A 17,157-nucleotide genomic window follows, 5' to 3' on the forward strand; every position below is an offset into this window, starting at 1 on the left:
CTGCAAGCTTCTATCGCAGCTTTACATAATTGAGCCTCGTACATTTTATGTTCCCTATCAGATAAGTACGGGCTATCCGTGCCGAGGCGATTTCTACTGTTTCGCCCGGCTGATAGGCGTGTTCCAGGGCAGGGAGCAGACACGACTGTGTACTGGCTGTCCGTGCATTGATACGCAGGGTAACGAGGTTGCCGGCAGCATCTTTCAGCTTTAGCATTTGTCTGACGTAGAAGTGTGGAATGCCCTTTATGACTTGCGTCTTGTAGGGATTGTCTTCGATGTGTACACTCTGGACAGTCAGTTTCAGATTTTCTACTTTGTCCCCTTCTTTTCCTAGAAAACTGCTTCTGCTTTGTTGCTGGCTTTTTCGCCGTTGCACATCGAGGTGGACCGAATGATATATGCGGGCTATCTGTACAAAGCGTTCCTGCTTGGGGATGCGTGGTTCGAACTTGAAAGCAATCCACGACAGGTAAGCCGGGTCGATGCGTAGTACCTCGTGCAGAAAGTGTCCCCGATATTTTCCGAAAAAGACAAGGTCGTCGCCTTTGCTTTGCATCCTTTTGGCATTGTATTCTACGACGTAGAGCGGTCGCTGGGAATAGAAACAGAGCGTACTGGCTATGCGCAGCGAATCGTGTACATCTTCGGAGAGGTCGCAGATGTAGAAGATGGATTGATGTTCGGGAAGTGGCGAATAAATCCACAGTGAGTATGCAGGGTGTTCGTAACGGGGCAATGCCACAAGATAGGCTCCTACCTCTTTGTAAGAAGTTCTTCCGCTGTTGTAAACGCTTAGTTTCTGATACAGCAGGTCTTGTTCGGTCCGGGGAATGCCCGGAATGTTCGGGTTAGCCATAACCGTTGCTTCGTTTCCTCAAATATACGGATTTTTCGGCTATTATGCAATACCTTTTGGAAAATACCCTTTATCTTTGTATTCCCCTTGCCAAAGGGTTAAATTGGTGAAAGTTGCAATACTGAAAATAGAAAAGAATTCTGCAATGAAAGATCAAGTACGTTTACTAAGAGACTGCATACATCATGACATCCCCGCAGTGGTTTTCCAAGGGGATGACAGTTGCGCTCCCGAAATTCTGGAGGCAGCCAAAGAGATATACCGCCGTCATGGCTGTTCGGAAGAATTCCTGTACGACTGGCAACTGCTTATCGACGAAGTGAAAGCTTACCAGCAGGAGAGTCCGCAGACGGTAAAGCTGCCCAAACTGTCGCCTACGGAGGCGGAACTGGTGCGGGAGGAGATGCGGAAAAGGAAGAATATCTGGTAAGCTCTTTTTAGGATAGATATTAACCTTCAAACATACGACTTCGAGCCAACATACAGGCTCCCACAATTCCGGCCTTGTCTTTTAGCTTGGAAGTCAGTATTATGGAATCTTTGTTTACTAAGTTTAGTGAATATTTTCGTACAGCTGTTTTGATTGGTTGTGCAATGTAGTCTCCTGTTAACGAAAGCGTTCCTCCTATGATGACTAGTTCTGGATTGAAGATATTTATCAGACCAGCTATTTGTTTACCTAGTTTTTGGCCTATTTCTTCCACTATTTCGATGCACAGGGGATCCTCTTTGTTGACTGCTACTATCAAATCGTCTAAAGTGAGTGGGTTACCTTTATCTTTTAATCTGTTGGATAAAATAGATGTTTCGCCTCTGCTCACTCTTTCTAGGAAAATGCGATGTAGTGCATTACCGGAAGCTTCTGTTTCTAAGCAGCCTTTTTTCCCGCAATGGCAGATGATTTCGTTGTCGAAAGCATTGACATGTCCGAATTCGCCAGAGAATCCGGACTTTCCGGTATATATCTTTCCGTCAATGATAATACCTATGCCAAGTCCCCAACTAATATTGATAAAGATGATATTTTTTTCTCCTGTTACACATCCTTTCATATATTCTCCGTAGGTCATAGCTCGTGTATCGTTGTCGATACAGACTGGTTTGCCAATCTTTTCTGTCAGTACTTCAGCTAGTGGCTTCTCCGAGAAATTGAACATACTGAAACTGTAACCTGATTCAGGATTGACCCGTCCGGAAATATTAATGCAGATATTCATGATTTTCTCTGCATTGATCTCTGCTTTCCTAATGAAATTTTTGACAAGTTTACATAGTTCTTCTAATGCTTCCGGAGTGTTATTAAATTTGTAGGGAATATTCATTTTCAGCTCCAGCATATCACCTTTAAAATTGATTAAGGCTATATTGATAGCAAACTTTTTGATGTCTACTCCAATAAAATAGCCGGATTCGGGGTTGAGCCCATAGAGGCTGGGATGCCTTCCACCACTGGTTTCCAATTTACCATAATCATTGATGTATCCTTCTTCACACATCTCTGTTATGAATTTGGTTACGGTCGGCACGCTCAAATCGAGTTCTTTAGAGAGATCTGTAATAGTAGAACTTCCATTATATATATAATGTGTAATTATTCTCTTTTTTAATAGGGCATTTTTGCTCCCTATCTCTATTTCTTTGAGTAATGCTTGTGCCATATTATCATTTCTTATTAGTATGCACAAAGATAATAAAATATTTCATTAATTATTCATTAATTAATAACATAATAATTTCATTTATGTAATATATTTAATTATTTTGCTGATATATAATAAAATATTTTATTAATTAATTGGATATAATTAAAATGATTAGTATATTTGCGGCGTTATATAATGAAATACTAATAATCTAATGCAGATGGAAGCGAGTAGTAGAAGAGAGTTCATAAAAAAATCAGTTTTTGCGGGTGTGTCGTTACTGGCGGCTCCATCTTTATCGTATGCGTCATTATCTGAAAGAGAAGGGCAACAGCTTTTACAGGGGTCGGCTGGCAATTCTCAATTGATTGTACCTAAGTGTGGAGGATTGAAAATAACAGGGACTTTTTTGGATGAGATTTCACATGATATTCCTCATCAGAATTGGGGACCAAAAGAATGGGAACTTGATTTCCGTTATATGAAATCTATTGGTATAGATACTGTTATTATGATCCGTTCTGGTTATCGAAAGTTTGTTACTTATCCGTCGAAGTATTTGCTTGGTAAGGGTTGCTATATGCCTTCGGTTGATTTACTTGAAATGTATTTGAAGTTGGCGGAGAAGTATGGCATGAAGTTCTATTTCGGTTTGTACGATTCTGGGCGTTATTGGGATACTGGCGACTTGAGTTGTGAGATAGAGGATAACAAGTATGTGATAGATGAAGTGTGGGAGGAGTATGGTAGTCGTTTCGATAGTTTTGGAGGATGGTATATCAGTGGTGAAATCAGTCGGGCTACAAAAGGAGCTATTACGGCTTTTCATGCTTTAGGCAAACAGTGTAAGGATGTCTCAGGTGGCTTGCCGACTTTTATTTCGCCTTGGATTGATGGTAAGAAGGCTATTATGGGAACAAGTAAGTTGACCAAAAAGGAAACGGTATCTGTACGACAGCATGAACAAGAATGGAATGAGATATTCGATGGTATTCATGATGTTGTTGACGCTTGTGCATTTCAGGATGGGCATATTGATTATGATGAACTGGATGCATTTTTTGAAGTAAATAAGAAGTTGGCTGATAAATATAGTATGAAGTGTTGGACAAATGCAGAAACTTTCGATCGTGATATGCCTATCCATTTTCTGCCGATTAAGTTTGATAAGCTCCGCTTGAAGTTGGAAGCGGCCAAGCGTGCCGGATATGACAAGGCTATTACTTTCGAGTTTTCTCATTTCATGAGTCCGCAGTCGGCTTATATTCAGGCCGGACATTTGTATGACAGATACAAAGAATATTTCGAGATGGATTAATTTGCTCCGTTAGAGAATTTGACCGTTATTGATGAGATAAACCGATAGCTTCAAAGTATGGAACCAGCGGTTTCATCAGTTCTTGAATGGTTAGAGATAATGCATTGATTTTCTTATAGATTAACTTTAATAGGTATGAAAACAGATATAAATTTTTCTTATTTGGTATTCCTTTCTGTCGTAGCGGCTTTGGGAGGATTCTTGTTCGGATATGATGCGGCGGTTATTTCGGGCACCATATCGCTGGTGACGACGCAATTTAGGCTTGACCAGATTCAGACGGGATGGTTTGTCGGTTGTGCTTTGGTAGGTTCTATCATCGGGGTGTTGTTTGCCGGCAAATTGAGCGACCGTTATGGACGTAAGATTACGATGCTGATAGCTGCTTTGTTCTTTTCGGTGTCAGGCATAGGATGTGCATTTGCCGGCGGATTCGATCAATTGGTGGTAGCTCGTGTGTTGGGTGGGGTAGGAATCGGAGTAGTGTCTATTGTGTCACCACTCTATATATCCGAGGTTTCTATTGCGCGTTATCGGGGGCGATTGGTGTCACTTTATCAATTGGCGGTAACTTTGGGTTTTCTTGGTGCTTATTTGGCCAATTATCAACTCCTGCATTTCTCACAGAGTGGTGCTTCGCTTGGTAGTGGTTGGATGAATACAATTTTGGTGTCCGAAGTTTGGCGGGGTATGTTGGGCTTTTCTTGTGTTCCTTCGTTGTTGTTCTTCCTTGTGGTGTTGTTTATTCCCGAAAGTCCCCGCTGGCTTGTGCTCAAGTGTCGTGACGACAAGGCGCTTGGTGTATTTCGCAAGATATATCTTTTATCTCGGGATGCAGTTGTGCAGCTTAGCGAGACAAAGTCTGTGGTTCAATCTGAAAGCAAATCCGATTGGAAATTCTTGTTGCAACCCGGCATCCTGAAGGCGGTATTGATTGGTGCGGCTATTGCTATTTTGGGACAGTTCATGGGTGTGAATGCTGTACTTTATTACGGTCCTTCCATTTTTGAAGAAGCGGGTCTGTCTGGCGGTGATGCTTTGTTTAGTCAGGTATTGGTGGGTATCGTTAATGCAGTGACAACTGTGATTGCAGTCTTTATTATTGACCGCGTCGGTCGTAAGAAACTTGTTTATTATGGGGTTTCGGGTATGGTGTTGTCATTACTGTTGATTGGTTTCTATTTTCGTTTTTCAGAAGTATTAGGCTTATCTAACAACTTTTTGTTGTTTTTCTTTCTGTTTTATGTGTTTTGCTGTGCTATTTCCATTTCGGCCGTCATTTTTGTACTGTTGTCCGAGATGTATCCTACTCGTATCCGTGGTATAGCTATGTCTATTGCAGGTTTTGCTCTTTGGGTAGGTACGTATTTGGTGGGTCAGCTTACTCCTTGGATGTTACAAAATCTGACTCCTGCTGGCACTTTCTTATTATTCGCATTTATGTGTGTTCCATATATATTGATAGTTTGGAAATTAGTTCCTGAAACAACAGGTAAATCGCTGGAAGAAATTGAGCGTTATTGGATGAAAAAATGAAGAATGACCTTAAATTATAAAATATAAAATGAAGATTAAGAATTGTTTGCTAATTGGTTGCATGATAGCAACTTTATGCTCTTGTAATGCTAATCAGAATGGAATGATGAACGTTACTTTATCAAAAGACATATTATTTGATAAAGTGAAAGGCGCTTGGGCTGGACAGATAATAGGCTGTACATATGGTGGACCAACAGAGTTTAAGTATTTGTCACAGATGATTCCTGATTCGGTCAGAATTCCTTGGGGATCTGGCGAAATTAAGAAGTGGTATGATGCTGGTGGAGGATTGTATGATGATATTTACGTTGATTTGACTTTTGTGGAAACTATTGAAAAATGTGGTTTGGATGCACCGACCGACTCATTTGCTGTAGCGTTCTTGGGCAAGGACTATCCTTTGTGTCATGCTAATCAGATGGCTCGTTACAATCTTTTAAGGGGGATAGAACCTTCGAAATGTGGGCATTGGCATAATAATCCTCATGCAAATTGCCTGGATTTTCAAATAGAAGCGGATTTTGCAGGAATTATGTCGCCTGGTATGGTGAATAGTGCTACAGAAATTTGTGATCGTGTAGGGCATATTATGGCTTATGGAGATGGATGGTATGGAGGAGTATATGTCGCGGCTATGTATTCTTTGGCATATGTAAGTGATGATGTTGAGTATGTTGTGACAGAAGCATTGAAAGTCGTTCCTGAAAGAAGCCGTTTTTATGAATGTATGTCAGATGTGATTAGATGGAGTAAACTGTATCCAGATAATTGGAAAGAATGTTGGGAGAGAATTGAGAAGAAATGGGGTGACAATGATATTGCCTGTCCTGATGGAGTAGAAATGCCGTTTAACATTGAAACTTATGTCAATGGTGCATATATTGTTTTGGGCTTACTTTATGGAAAAGGTGATTTTGAAAGAACGATTGATATATCTACACGAGCAGGACAAGATTCAGATTGTAATCCTGCTTCTTCCGGAGGAATATTGGGGGCAATGATAGGTTATGATCATCTTCCGGAGAAATATAAACAGGAGTTGTCTGTGGTAGAGGATCTCCCTTTTAACAATACAGTAAGTTTTAAAAAAGGTTGTGAGTTAAGTTTTAATCATGCTTTGCAGATGGTAGAAAGAGAAGGAGGAAAAGTAGATGGTGGCAATGTCAAAATAGCGTATCAATCTCCCCAACCAGTACCGTTAGAAGTTTCTTTTGAAGGCTTGAAATTGGATCGGAAATTTATTGTAGAAAATTGGGTGAAGGATTTTCGGTCGGTTGAATTTAATGGTGTTGGCGCTGTTATTCGTGGCGAACTTAAAGGTGAGAATATTCCTGAAAATTATGTCGCTGAGTTGGATATATATTTTAATGCAAAATTGGTGGAAAGATGTTTGCTCCCATCGAAATATAATCATCGTAAACATGAATTGTTTTTTAATTATACACAACCTTATGGAAACTATAAAATAACGTGTAAATGGATGAATCCGATAAAAGGTGCTGATATTTGGATAAGGGATGTGATTACTTATACAGTAGATGAATAATAAAAAATATGAAGAGATTAACGAATATTAGTTTGATAGAGGCTCTTGACTATCTAATTTAAAAACGGAAAAAATGATGGATTTTGAAAGACTGGCAAATCAGTACAGAGATGAACTTTTAGATAAGGTTCTTCCTTTTTGGTTGGATCATTCGCAGGATCGTGAATTTGGAGGATATTTCACTTGTCTGAAGCGTAATGGTGATGTGTTTGATACAGATAAGTTTATTTGGTTGCAGGGGCGTGAAGTGTGGATGTTCTCCATGCTTTACAATAAAGTGGAACAAAAGCAAGAGTGGCTGGATTGTGCCGTTCAAGGTGGTGAATTCCTGAAGAAGTATGGGCATGACGGAAACTATAATTGGTATTTCTCTCTCGATCGTGAGGGGCATCCTTTAGTAGAACCTTACAACATCTTCTCTTATACGTTTGCTACGATGGCATTTGGACAGTTGAGTTTGGCTACCGGAAAACAGGAGTATGCAGAGATTGCCAAGAAGACGTTTGATATTATTCTTTCAAAGGTGGACAATCCGAAAGGAAAGTGGAACAAGCTGCATCCAGGCACCCGCAATCTGAAAGGATTTGCATTACCTATGATTCTTTGTAATCTCGCATTGGAAATAGAGCATTTGCTTGACGAAGAGTTTTTAGTGAAGACGATGGATACTTGTATTCACGAAGTAATGGATGTTTTCTATCGTCCTGAACTAGGAGGAATAATCGTAGAAAATGTTTTATCTGACGGTTCTCTGTCTGATTCTTTCGAAGGTAGACAGGTAACCCCCGGTCATGCTATTGAAGCCATGTGGTTCATTATGGATTTGGGCAGACGTCTTGGACGCCCGGAACTGATTGAGAAGGCTAAAAACATCACTTTGACCATGCTCAATTATGGGTGGGATAAACAATATGGTGGAATCTTTTATTTTATGGATCGTTTGGGTAATCCTCCTCAGCAGCTTGAATGGGATCAAAAACTGTGGTGGGTACATATTGAGACTTTGATTTCGCTTTTGAAGGGTTATTATCTGACAGGAGACAAGCAATGTTTGGAGTGGTTTGAGGAAGTGCACGATTATGTGTGGTCGCACTTTAGAGATGAAAAATATCCTGAGTGGTATGGTTATCTGAACCGTCGTGGTGAGGTACTTCTTCCTCTGAAAGGTGGTAAATGGAAAGGATGTTTTCATGTACCTCGTGGACTTTATCAGTGTTGGAAGGTGCTGGAAGAAATAGGTTCTCAGAATAAGAATGGAATGGTATAGTTTTAACTTTAAATTTGAATGATAATGAAAAACAGATGTTTTATTTTACTGCTCTTTTTATCTGCTCTTATGAGTATAAAGGCTATTGCTCAGATTAGAGTGGAAGGAAATGTTTTTGATGAAGCAGATAATCCTTTAATTGGAGTTTCTGTTTTTACGGAAGATCGTAAGGTTGGTACTGTGACAAATGCAGATGGACATTTTGTTATTATGGTGCCTCATGCTAAAGCTAACCTGACATTCTCTTACATCGGATACACAACGCGGAAGGTATCTCTGAATGGTGAGAGGATTCTGAAAGTGGTAATGAAGGAAGATTCTGAATTATTGGATGAAGTGGTGGTTGTAGGATATGGTACGCAGAAGAAAATAAATGTGACTGGTGCTATTGCTCAGGTTGATAATAAAGAACTAAAGATGGCACCAAGTGGAAATTTGTCTTCAATGTTGGCAGGTCGTCTTCCTGGTTTGATAACAAAACAAAGTAGTGGTCAACCTGGTCATGATGGTTCTAGTTTGTATATTCGTGGAAATGGCGCAGGCGATGGTAGTCCTCTTATTGTCATAGATGGTGTTGTAACTGATTATTTCCCATCTTTTACGCAAGATGAAGTAGAGTCCATTACAATATTGAAAGATGCAACTGCAGCAGCGGTTTATGGGGTACGTGCAGCAGCAGGTGTAATATTGGTTACGACAAAGCGTGGAGAAATACAGAAACCTACAGTAACGGTTAATTCGGCTGTTACATTAAGCCAAAATACTAATTTCCCTAAATTTCTGAACGGTTCAGATTATGCATATTGGTATAATATGGCTCAACGTATGGATGGGGTAGCTGAAGAGAATTTGCGCTTTACAGCTGGTGAAATTGACCGTATAAATAATCCTGGTCCGGAAGAAAGTGTTTATGGAAATACGGACTGGTTCGATTTATTATTTAAAGATATTGCTCCTACTTATACAAATAATGTTTCTATTTCGGGAGGTACAGAGAAACTAAAATTCTTTGCTTCGGTGGGGGCATATAATCAGCAGGGTATTATAGATAGAACTTCTTATGATAAATATAATTTTCGTTCTAATATGGACGCTAAGGTGACGGATAATTTTGATTTATCGTTTGATTTGTCAGGTTATGTGTCGAATGAAAATGAGCCGGGAGCTTCTGCAGGTGTAGGATCATATGCTTCTATTTTTCAGCAAGCAATGTTGTCTTATCCTTATTTGCAACCTTATACAGCAAGTGGTATGCCAGTAGGCAGTATCAATTTAGATGGTAATGGCAATAATAATCCGATTGCAGCACGAGACCTTTCTGGAAAAAATAATATTAAAAAGACCTATTTTCAAGGTAATGTATCCATGCGTTATAAATTGCCGTTTGTCAAAGGATTAAGTTTAAAATTGAATGCATCGTATGTGAAAAATTATACAATGCAGAAAAAATATCTATTGACGTATGATTTAGCATGTTGGAATCAGTCTACTCGTTCTTGGGATGTTCAGAATGGACGTGTTGCTAATAAGGTACAGTTAAATCAATGGTTTACGGATAATCAAGGTTATACAATTCAACCAGCAGTTGAATATTCGAATAAATTTGGTAAACATGCTGTTTCGGGACTGTTCTTGTATGAATTTTCAAGAGCTGATGAATCAAGTCTTTCGGCGGGAAGGGAAGATTTTCCTATTACAGATATTATGGATATGAGTTATGGTTTGACAGTAAATGAAAATTTGGTTAAAGGCGGGCACGGATTGGATAAAAGGGCTGGTTATGTAATGCGTCTTAACTATGCATATGATGACAAATATTTGTTGGAGATAACAAGCCGAATAGATGCTTCTACAGCTTTGCCGAAAAAATATAGGTGGGGAGTATTTCCCGGTATTTCTGTTGGTTGGAGAATTTCTCAGGAAGATTTTTTCAGAGAATCTGTTCCTTTCGTTGAGAATCTGAAGCTGCGTGCTTCTATTGGACGTTTAGGAAGTGATCGGGCCATTAGTAATACAATGACCTATTTTTCTACGGCAACTTTGTCTGCTGATCCCATAGTAATATTTGGCTCAGAACCTCAAAAATATTTAGGTACAAGTCGTCCTGTTAATCCTTTGTTAAAATGGGAATTGACAGATACATATAATGTGGGTATTGAATCAAGTATGTGGAATGGACTTTTGGGTGTTGAACTGGATGTCTTTTATATGAAAACAACACGTTCGCTCGAATCACAATCAGGAAGTTTCCCTCCTTCTTTAGGAAATTATTATCCTGCATATATAAATTATGGTTCGCATGATAACCGTGGTTTTGAATTGGTATTGACACATCGTAATCGCATTAAGGACTTTAATTATAGTGTTAGGGGAAATATTTCGTGGGCACGGAATAAAATATTGAAAATGACAGAGGATCCTAATGTCCCTAATTATCGTCGTAGTACGGGACGTCCTATGGGTGAGTATTGGGGATTTGTAGCAGAAGGATTGTTTCAGTCAGAAGAGGAAATAGCTCAAAGTGCAATTTATGGTCCGACTTTACCGGGAGATATAAAATTGAAGGATATAAATGGTGATGGGAAAATTACGATGGATCAGGATATGGTTCCCATAGGCCGTAGCAGTACACCGGAAATGATGTACGGTTTAAATATTGCTGCTGATTGGAAAGGAATAGACTTCTCTATGTTGCTCCAGGGTGCGGCCTTGTTCGATGTAAACTTGTGCGGAATATATTCTGGTGTTGGCTATGATAATACTTTTTATACTAAACCTTTTTATTGTGATGGGAATTCACCCTATTATTTGGTGGAAGGTGCTTGGAGACCTGATCATACGGATGCGGAATATCCTCGTTTAGGTATCGTTTCTCGGGATAATGGTGGTAAAATGTCGTCTTGGTGGGTTGAAAACGGTGCATATGTACGTTTGAAAAGTCTTCAATTAGGTTATACTATCCCCAGTAGGTGGGCTGAAACTGCGGGTTTGAAGAAAGTTCGTATATATTTTGCGGGTGGAAACTTGTTTACATTGTCCCATTTGAAGCATCTAGACCCGGAAATGCCAAGTGTTAATCAAGGTTATTATCCGCAGCAGAGAACTTATGAATTTGGTTTAAATCTTTCTTTCTAAAATACTATTGCAATGAAATACTTTTATAGATTCTTTAAAATATTTGTCTTCTCAACAAGTCTGTCAGTGGTGAGTTGTAATATAGATCCGGTGTTGACGGATAGTTATCCGGAAGATATCGCTTGGTCTAATGAAGATAATTTAAGGTTAAATTTGAATGGATTTTATTCTCTTATTGGGGGATATTATGGTGATGCAATTAGCAATGATGCTTGTACAGACATTCTGAAAATGAATGGTCCTAGGGATGAAGAAAACCTTTTTGTTTTTGGCTCTGTTCCTATTACTCCTGCGTCTAATCGTTTTGATTTGTGGGAGAATCGACATACTTGGCAGTTATCATGTTGTCGTTTTCTGCGTGATTTAGCCGAGCATAAGGACAATTTTTCAGAATCTGTTGCATTAGAGGCTGAGGCGGAAGTACGTTTTTTTCGTGCTTTAGCTAATTTTGATTTGGCTAAGCGCTACGGAGCCAGTTTTATCCTTTATAAAGAGTTGCCGGAATTGGGACAGAAAGAACATGCGCGTTGTACTCCAGAGGAATGTTGGGATTTTATTGCAGAAGATTTGGATTTTGCAGCTCTTTATTTACCAGATGCGGATAAAGTTCCTTCCGGAAGGTTGACAAAAGGTGCTGCTTATGGAATGAAAGCGCGTGCGATGCTTTATGCAGAACGCTGGAAAGAAGCCTCAGATGCAGCGTTGGAAGTAAAAAAATTGGGATACACTTTATATAAGAATCCTCTTAGAGAAGATAAAGGGTACGGTGAATTGTTTATGAATAGAAGAAGTTCTCCTCTGTCAAATTCAGAGAGTATTATTGAATTTGGTTATTCTTATGATAATAAAATGGACTATTCATTTGATTATTTTTATTGTCCTCCCAGCGATGGAGGCTATGCAGAGGTGAGTCCTACAGAAGATTTGGTTTCTGCATATCAGTTGGTTGATGGGCGTGATTTCGATTGGAGTGATCCAGAGATGGTAGCAGATCCGTATAAAGGACGCGATCCTCGTTTTTATGCTTCTATACTATATAATGGATGCCAGTGGAAGGGTGAGACACTGTATACTTATGAAGGGAGTAAAGATGGTTATGCAATGGGAGGTGGTACTACTTGTACGGGCTATTATATGCGTAAACTGTTTGATGAAACACTGCCTAAGGATGGAATGCGTTCTACTGATTTGACTTTTTATTATATGCGTTATGCCGAGGTGTTATTGATTTATGCCGAAGCTATGGCTCAACAGAATAATCTGGATGAAGCATTAAAGGCGTTAAACGAAGTTCGTGCACGTGTTGATATGCCTGAGGTGCATGCTACGACTAAGACTGAATTTATGAGATTGTTACGTCGTGAAAGAATGATTGAACTGGCTTTCGAAGGTCATCGTTTTTGGGACATCCGCCGTTGGGGGTTGGGAACGACATTATTGAATGGAACCCATATGAAAGGAGTAAAACCTGTTCAAGTTTCAGATGGGTTTGAATATGAAATTGTTGATTGTGATGCAGGGCAAACGCGTGTCTATCTTGAAAAATATAATCGTTTTCCTATTCCACTTTCAGAAATACAGCAAAATATATTATGTGAACAGTTTGATGAATGGAAATAAAAAATATAGCGTATGAAGATCTTTAGTGAAATAGCAATAATAATTGTTTGTGTATTTATTCTTCCTTTGGCTTCTTGTGAGTCTCCGGATTTATCAGAAGGAAGGAATGATCAGGTTAATGGTCTGTTGAATGTTACTATTCGTATACCAGGAAATGCAATAGAATATAATGCTGAAAAAAAAGGTCCATATAATGAAGGAGAAGAAATTGTTGTCAAAGTTCCAACCAGTGATGAAGCTCCTCTGGATCTGACCCGACTTATTTGTACAGTTAGCGTGGAACATAATTGTTATGTTGATCCTCCTTTAGGTGGAGAACTGGACTTTACAGAGCCTCGTAAAATAACGGTTATAGATGTAAATGGTACACTACATCATAATACAATTCGTGTTGAACCTGTGTATCCTAAAACTAGATTTATTAATTTGTGGAAGAAGTCATGCTTGGATTTAGGGCTTGCTACTCGTAATAATACAGGTGTTGCGATGAATGAGAAGTATTTGGCTGTGCAAGAATATGATGGACCTATATATTTGTTCGATAAGGATAGTGGCGAATTTATCAAGAAAATTGATGCTGCAAGGACTTTTATGATGAAGATTGATGTAGATGCGGCAGGACATTTTGTTACGGCACGTGAGAATATTTATGGTGCAGGTTTCATGGTCTATTATTATTCTGAAACAGAAAACGAGCATAAACTTTTGCTTGATTATACAGATGCTGATGGTTGTCCAGCTGATATGGGATATGAGATGAGTGTTATTGGAGATGTGACAAAAGGAAGGGCATTTATTTATGGAATGGCTCCTGATGATATGTATATTTATTACTGGGAATTACAAGATGGTACGTTGCTTACTCCTGCAAATCAGCCTAATAAACTACGTTATGGTGCTGCGAAAGGAAATTGGTCTCGCGCTCAAATTCAACGTGCTACTTTAGATGATTCTTCAGAACATTATATTTCTTATTATCGTCCTTCAGCAGATGATGCTGAGAATGAGAATTCATCAGTAAAGCAAGGCAGTCGTTTTAATATTTTCTCTACCGCTATGGAAGTTGTTGAATTGGAACCGTCGAACCATGCTTATAAGATCCTTGATTTTAAAGTATTCAATGTAGAGCAAGATCAGTTCTTGGTATTGAATGAACAAAACTACTCTGCTTGGGGAAATTCTAAGGTGCAGGTATTTGAAATAACAGATCGTTCAATGATGGAATTGAAACCTGGTGAGAATGGATATGACAAGTTTAATTTGTTCTCAGGAGAAGAAATAGCTCCTACAAATTATAATGTGTGGGGAGATGTCGCTGTATATTCAAAATCTACCTCTTCTGGATATGATGTATATATCGCAGCTGCAACGGTTGGATTTGATACAAATGAGTCTGTCATTAGAATGTATAAGATGAGTTATAATCCTCAATAAGATCTTAATTTAATCAATGGGGATGTATCACAGTGGTACATCCTCATATAAACATTTTTAGTGTTATGAGAGTATCTATGATGTATATTTTTTCATTAGTGTTTTTCTTTTTTTCATGTTCTGACGATAAAAAAGAGAATAAACTTGAGAATGATGTAAATTTGGCAGAAGAAATTCAGAAGGTTCTTAATGAAACTAAAGCGACTAAAATTATTAATCCTTTCGATGAACTAAATTGTGAGATTTATCATACAACGTTGACAGATCCGGAACCAGCTGAGCCGACCAATGCTACAATAAATTACGAGTTGGGAGATGATAAGATGGAAGGAAATGGAAGTTTCCGCTTGAAGTATATGTTTACAGGCAGTTCTTTAACTGCTGCACCTGAAAAAGTTTATTTTGAGCAGACGTGGGGAGATTGGCGTTTTGATTTATCTTTTTATCCGTTAGGTTTATCAATCTGGGTAAAAGGCAATAAGGATAATAAAGGAGTTTTCCGTTTTGTTCTTTTAGAAGATAAAATGCAATTTTCGGCAGAGGCTCCTCATGACAATACTCGTAAACGTTGGTCTTATTATGTTTTTGAGGATAAAGATATTTTGTCAAAGGATGGATGGAACCGATTAATAATGCCCTATAGCGCTTTTAAACTTTACAAAAAAGGTGAAGGGGAGGTTTCGGAGAAACTGGAATTAAACCGATGTGAGGGTTATAGAATAGAGATTGTTAATACAAAACATGAGACAGGAAATGGAGAGGTTGGCATTGATAATTTGGAACAGTTGACTTCATATGAATTAAAGCCGGGGCTTCCTAAATTCTCCAGTATCTTTATTCAATTAAATAAAGATGCTTATGAAAATGAAAATTGGGATCAACAATTTAAGGATAGCAAAGCTATTGGATTGGATACTTGGATTATTCAATATGCTCAACAGTTTACGGGGGCAGATGAAACGACCAATATCTCTTTCTATAAGAACACAAACCTACCATGGGTTACTGTAAAATGTGATATTATTGATAAAATGTTTGAGGCGGCGGAGCGTAATGGAATGAAACTCATTTTGGGGTTATATCCAGGAGATTACAGCAAAACGAATACGAATGATCCAACAAAGTATGATAGTAATTTGCAACGTAATAAAATGCTTTTTGATGAAGTTTATGAGCAATTTGGTAATCATCCTTGTTTAGCCGGATGGTATATTACAGAGGAATTTCATGATGGATCATATCCTGTCGGTTGGCAACAAGAACCTGCTCTTTCTTTATTAGCACAGTATCTTGAAGGGGTAGCTTCCTATATTAAAACTAAGTCAAATAAATCTGTTTCGATAGCTCCAGCTTTGTGGCGTGGTATGCCTGCAGATATTTGTGGAGAATGGTTTGGACGTATATTTACTCAAACACCTAATATTGATTATTTATATCTTCAAGATTGTGGAGGACGTTGTCTTGTCGATTTTGATGTTGATTTGCCTAATTGGTATGCAGAAATAAAGAAAGCATGTGATGCCAATGGAGTAACATTTGGAGTGGATATTGAGTCTTTTAAGAGTTGTGGTTGCCCAGATGTTCCTTATCATGCAAAAGATTGGGAAGAATTGAAAGAGCAACTTTTTGTTGCAGGGCTTTTTACTGAGTATATAACAAACTTCAGTTGGGTAACATTTAAAAAAGGAACAGATAATTATGATGGTTATAAAAAATATTTGGAAGAAAATGGACTGCTATAAAGATATTTGATATGAAAATAGGAAAAGTAAATTTTTTATTAATTCTTTTGATTTGTAGTAATTGTCTGCAACTTTGGGGCATTTCAGCATATACATTAGACAACTATCTGATCCCTGTCAATAAGCCAGGAGTAACAATTGGAAGAATTTATCCGCTTCCGTCAGATGTTTGTTTGATATCTGATACGTCTTCTCTTTTTAGAATAGATACGGAAAGTAAGTCTATTTGTTTAAAGAAGAACAAAGCTTTATCACAGGGACAGAGTGCATACAGATTTGGTATTAGTCTACAGATTGATGGCCAGATTTACGAATTTGAATTGTTGAAAGATGATTTTAGCAGAAACAGAATCGTAGCTCATCGTGGAGCATGGAAACAGAGTGGAGTATTACAAAATTCTATTCGTTCTTTTCAGAATGCTGTTGCATTAGGTTGCCAAGGCTCGGAGTTGGATGTTTGGCTGACGGCAGACAATAGAGTTGTGCTTTCACATGACCCTCATGTGTATGGTATGGAAGTTGAGAACACAAATCTGGCCGAATTATTTCAGAATACGGTTCATAAGGATGATCCAGTTCCATCTTTGCAAGAATTGCTGCTGGTTGCAAGAAGACAAAATACGACTCGTCCGATAATAGAAATAAAAGATTCCCAGAAAGGATTGTTTCGTACATTGCAATTGACGGACTCTGTTGTTAGCATTGTACATCGTATGAAGATGCAGGGATATGTAGAATATATCAGTTTCAATTATGATGTTCTAAAACGTATTCGGCAATTGGATCCGACAGCCAAAATCCTTTATCTGATGGAAGGAAAGAAAGAATTACAGGATTTGGTTAATGATTCTATTTCTGGCATTGACTATTCCTATTATGCATATCGGCAAGACAAGAACTTGTTTCAGAAGGCTAAAGAAAAGGGGTTGCTGACAAATGTATGGACTGTAAACAATGCGGAAGAATTGTTCTTGTATTATCAGTTGGGACTTGATTATATTACGACGGATGAACCGGAATTATTATTGAAGATTATAAAAAGTTTGAAATAAAG

The 17,157-nt window shown here is 38.4% G+C and carries 12 protein-coding genes; 10 read left to right on the forward strand and 2 right to left on the reverse strand.

Annotation, left to right across the window (positions count from 1 at the left end; genetic code table 11):
• Window positions 1-10: 10 nt before the first annotated feature.
• Window positions 11-859, reverse strand: coding sequence for a hypothetical protein (locus Q3C19_RS01680; protein WP_071148704.1), 849 nt, complete (start codon window positions 857-859; stop codon window positions 11-13).
• Window positions 860-1,004: 145 nt separating this feature from the next.
• Here Q3C19_RS01680 and Q3C19_RS01685 point away from each other — a divergent pair, with 145 nt between their 5' ends.
• Window positions 1,005-1,289: a hypothetical protein gene (locus tag Q3C19_RS01685; protein ID WP_071148705.1), complete on the forward strand. Its 285-nt coding sequence runs from the start codon at window positions 1,005-1,007 to the stop codon at window positions 1,287-1,289.
• A 19-nt stretch (window positions 1,290-1,308) separates the two neighbouring features.
• Here the strand turns inward: Q3C19_RS01685 and Q3C19_RS01690 are convergent, their stop codons facing one another.
• On the reverse strand, window positions 1,309-2,517 hold the full coding sequence (locus Q3C19_RS01690; protein ID WP_071148706.1) for an ROK family transcriptional regulator: 1,209 nt from the start codon (window positions 2,515-2,517) through the stop codon (window positions 1,309-1,311).
• 205 nt (window positions 2,518-2,722) lie between these two features.
• Between Q3C19_RS01690 and Q3C19_RS01695 the strand changes: the two genes are divergently transcribed.
• The 9 genes from Q3C19_RS01695 (at window position 2,723) to Q3C19_RS01735 (ending at window position 17,155) form a co-directional block, all read left to right on the forward strand.
• On the forward strand, window positions 2,723-3,820 hold the full coding sequence (locus tag Q3C19_RS01695; protein ID WP_071149347.1) for a DUF4434 domain-containing protein: 1,098 nt from the start codon (window positions 2,723-2,725) through the stop codon (window positions 3,818-3,820).
• Between the two features lie 135 nt (window positions 3,821-3,955).
• Complete coding sequence (locus Q3C19_RS01700) at window positions 3,956-5,356, forward strand: sugar porter family MFS transporter (protein ID WP_302726783.1); 1,401 nt, start codon at window positions 3,956-3,958, stop codon at window positions 5,354-5,356.
• 28 nt (window positions 5,357-5,384) lie between these two features.
• The gene (locus Q3C19_RS01705; protein WP_071148708.1) at window positions 5,385-6,905 is read left to right on the forward strand and encodes an ADP-ribosylglycohydrolase family protein; all 1,521 of its coding nucleotides are present in this window, start codon (window positions 5,385-5,387) and stop codon (window positions 6,903-6,905) included.
• Between the two features lie 76 nt (window positions 6,906-6,981).
• On the forward strand, window positions 6,982-8,172 hold the full coding sequence (locus tag Q3C19_RS01710) for an AGE family epimerase/isomerase (protein WP_071149348.1): 1,191 nt from the start codon (window positions 6,982-6,984) through the stop codon (window positions 8,170-8,172).
• 24 nt (window positions 8,173-8,196) lie between these two features.
• Entirely contained in the window at window positions 8,197-11,307 is a 3,111-nt protein-coding gene (locus tag Q3C19_RS01715; RefSeq protein ID WP_277120457.1) for a TonB-dependent receptor, read from the forward strand.
• Between the two features lie 12 nt (window positions 11,308-11,319).
• Entirely contained in the window at window positions 11,320-12,927 is a 1,608-nt protein-coding gene (locus tag Q3C19_RS01720) for a RagB/SusD family nutrient uptake outer membrane protein (RefSeq protein ID WP_071148709.1), read from the forward strand.
• Between the two features lie 12 nt (window positions 12,928-12,939).
• Window positions 12,940-14,361, forward strand: a complete 1,422-nt coding sequence (locus Q3C19_RS01725; RefSeq protein WP_071148710.1) for a DUF5018 domain-containing protein — start codon at window positions 12,940-12,942, stop codon at window positions 14,359-14,361.
• Window positions 14,362-14,426: 65 nt separating this feature from the next.
• A complete protein-coding gene (locus tag Q3C19_RS01730; protein ID WP_302726787.1) occupies window positions 14,427-16,103 on the forward strand; it encodes a DUF4434 domain-containing protein in 1,677 nt (558 codons plus the stop codon).
• An 11-nt stretch (window positions 16,104-16,114) separates the two neighbouring features.
• Window positions 16,115-17,155: a glycerophosphodiester phosphodiesterase family protein gene (locus tag Q3C19_RS01735; RefSeq protein ID WP_277120455.1), complete on the forward strand. Its 1,041-nt coding sequence runs from the start codon at window positions 16,115-16,117 to the stop codon at window positions 17,153-17,155.
• Window positions 17,156-17,157 lie beyond the last annotated feature (2 nt).

This window comes from Bacteroides sp. ET489 (genome assembly GCF_030518095.1).
GTDB lineage: Bacteria > Bacteroidota > Bacteroidia > Bacteroidales > Bacteroidaceae > Bacteroides > Bacteroides ndongoniae.

Coding starts and splice junctions, on each gene's coding strand:
- Q3C19_RS01690 (WP_071148706.1), bottom strand. CDS start 2,517: ATGGCACAAGCATTACTCAAAGAAATAGAGATAGGGAGCAAAAATGCC.
- Q3C19_RS01725 (WP_071148710.1), top strand. CDS start 12,940: ATGAAGATCTTTAGTGAAATAGCAATAATAATTGTTTGTGTATTTATT.
- Q3C19_RS01720 (WP_071148709.1), top strand. CDS start 11,320: ATGAAATACTTTTATAGATTCTTTAAAATATTTGTCTTCTCAACAAGT.
- Q3C19_RS01680 (WP_071148704.1), bottom strand. CDS start 859: ATGGCTAACCCGAACATTCCGGGCATTCCCCGGACCGAACAAGACCTG.
- Q3C19_RS01730 (WP_302726787.1), top strand. CDS start 14,427: ATGAGAGTATCTATGATGTATATTTTTTCATTAGTGTTTTTCTTTTTT.
- Q3C19_RS01735 (WP_277120455.1), top strand. CDS start 16,115: ATGAAAATAGGAAAAGTAAATTTTTTATTAATTCTTTTGATTTGTAGT.
- Q3C19_RS01695 (WP_071149347.1), top strand. CDS start 2,723: ATGGAAGCGAGTAGTAGAAGAGAGTTCATAAAAAAATCAGTTTTTGCG.
- Q3C19_RS01715 (WP_277120457.1), top strand. CDS start 8,197: ATGAAAAACAGATGTTTTATTTTACTGCTCTTTTTATCTGCTCTTATG.
- Q3C19_RS01710 (WP_071149348.1), top strand. CDS start 6,982: ATGGATTTTGAAAGACTGGCAAATCAGTACAGAGATGAACTTTTAGAT.
- Q3C19_RS01705 (WP_071148708.1), top strand. CDS start 5,385: ATGAAGATTAAGAATTGTTTGCTAATTGGTTGCATGATAGCAACTTTA.
- Q3C19_RS01685 (WP_071148705.1), top strand. CDS start 1,005: ATGAAAGATCAAGTACGTTTACTAAGAGACTGCATACATCATGACATC.
- Q3C19_RS01700 (WP_302726783.1), top strand. CDS start 3,956: ATGAAAACAGATATAAATTTTTCTTATTTGGTATTCCTTTCTGTCGTA.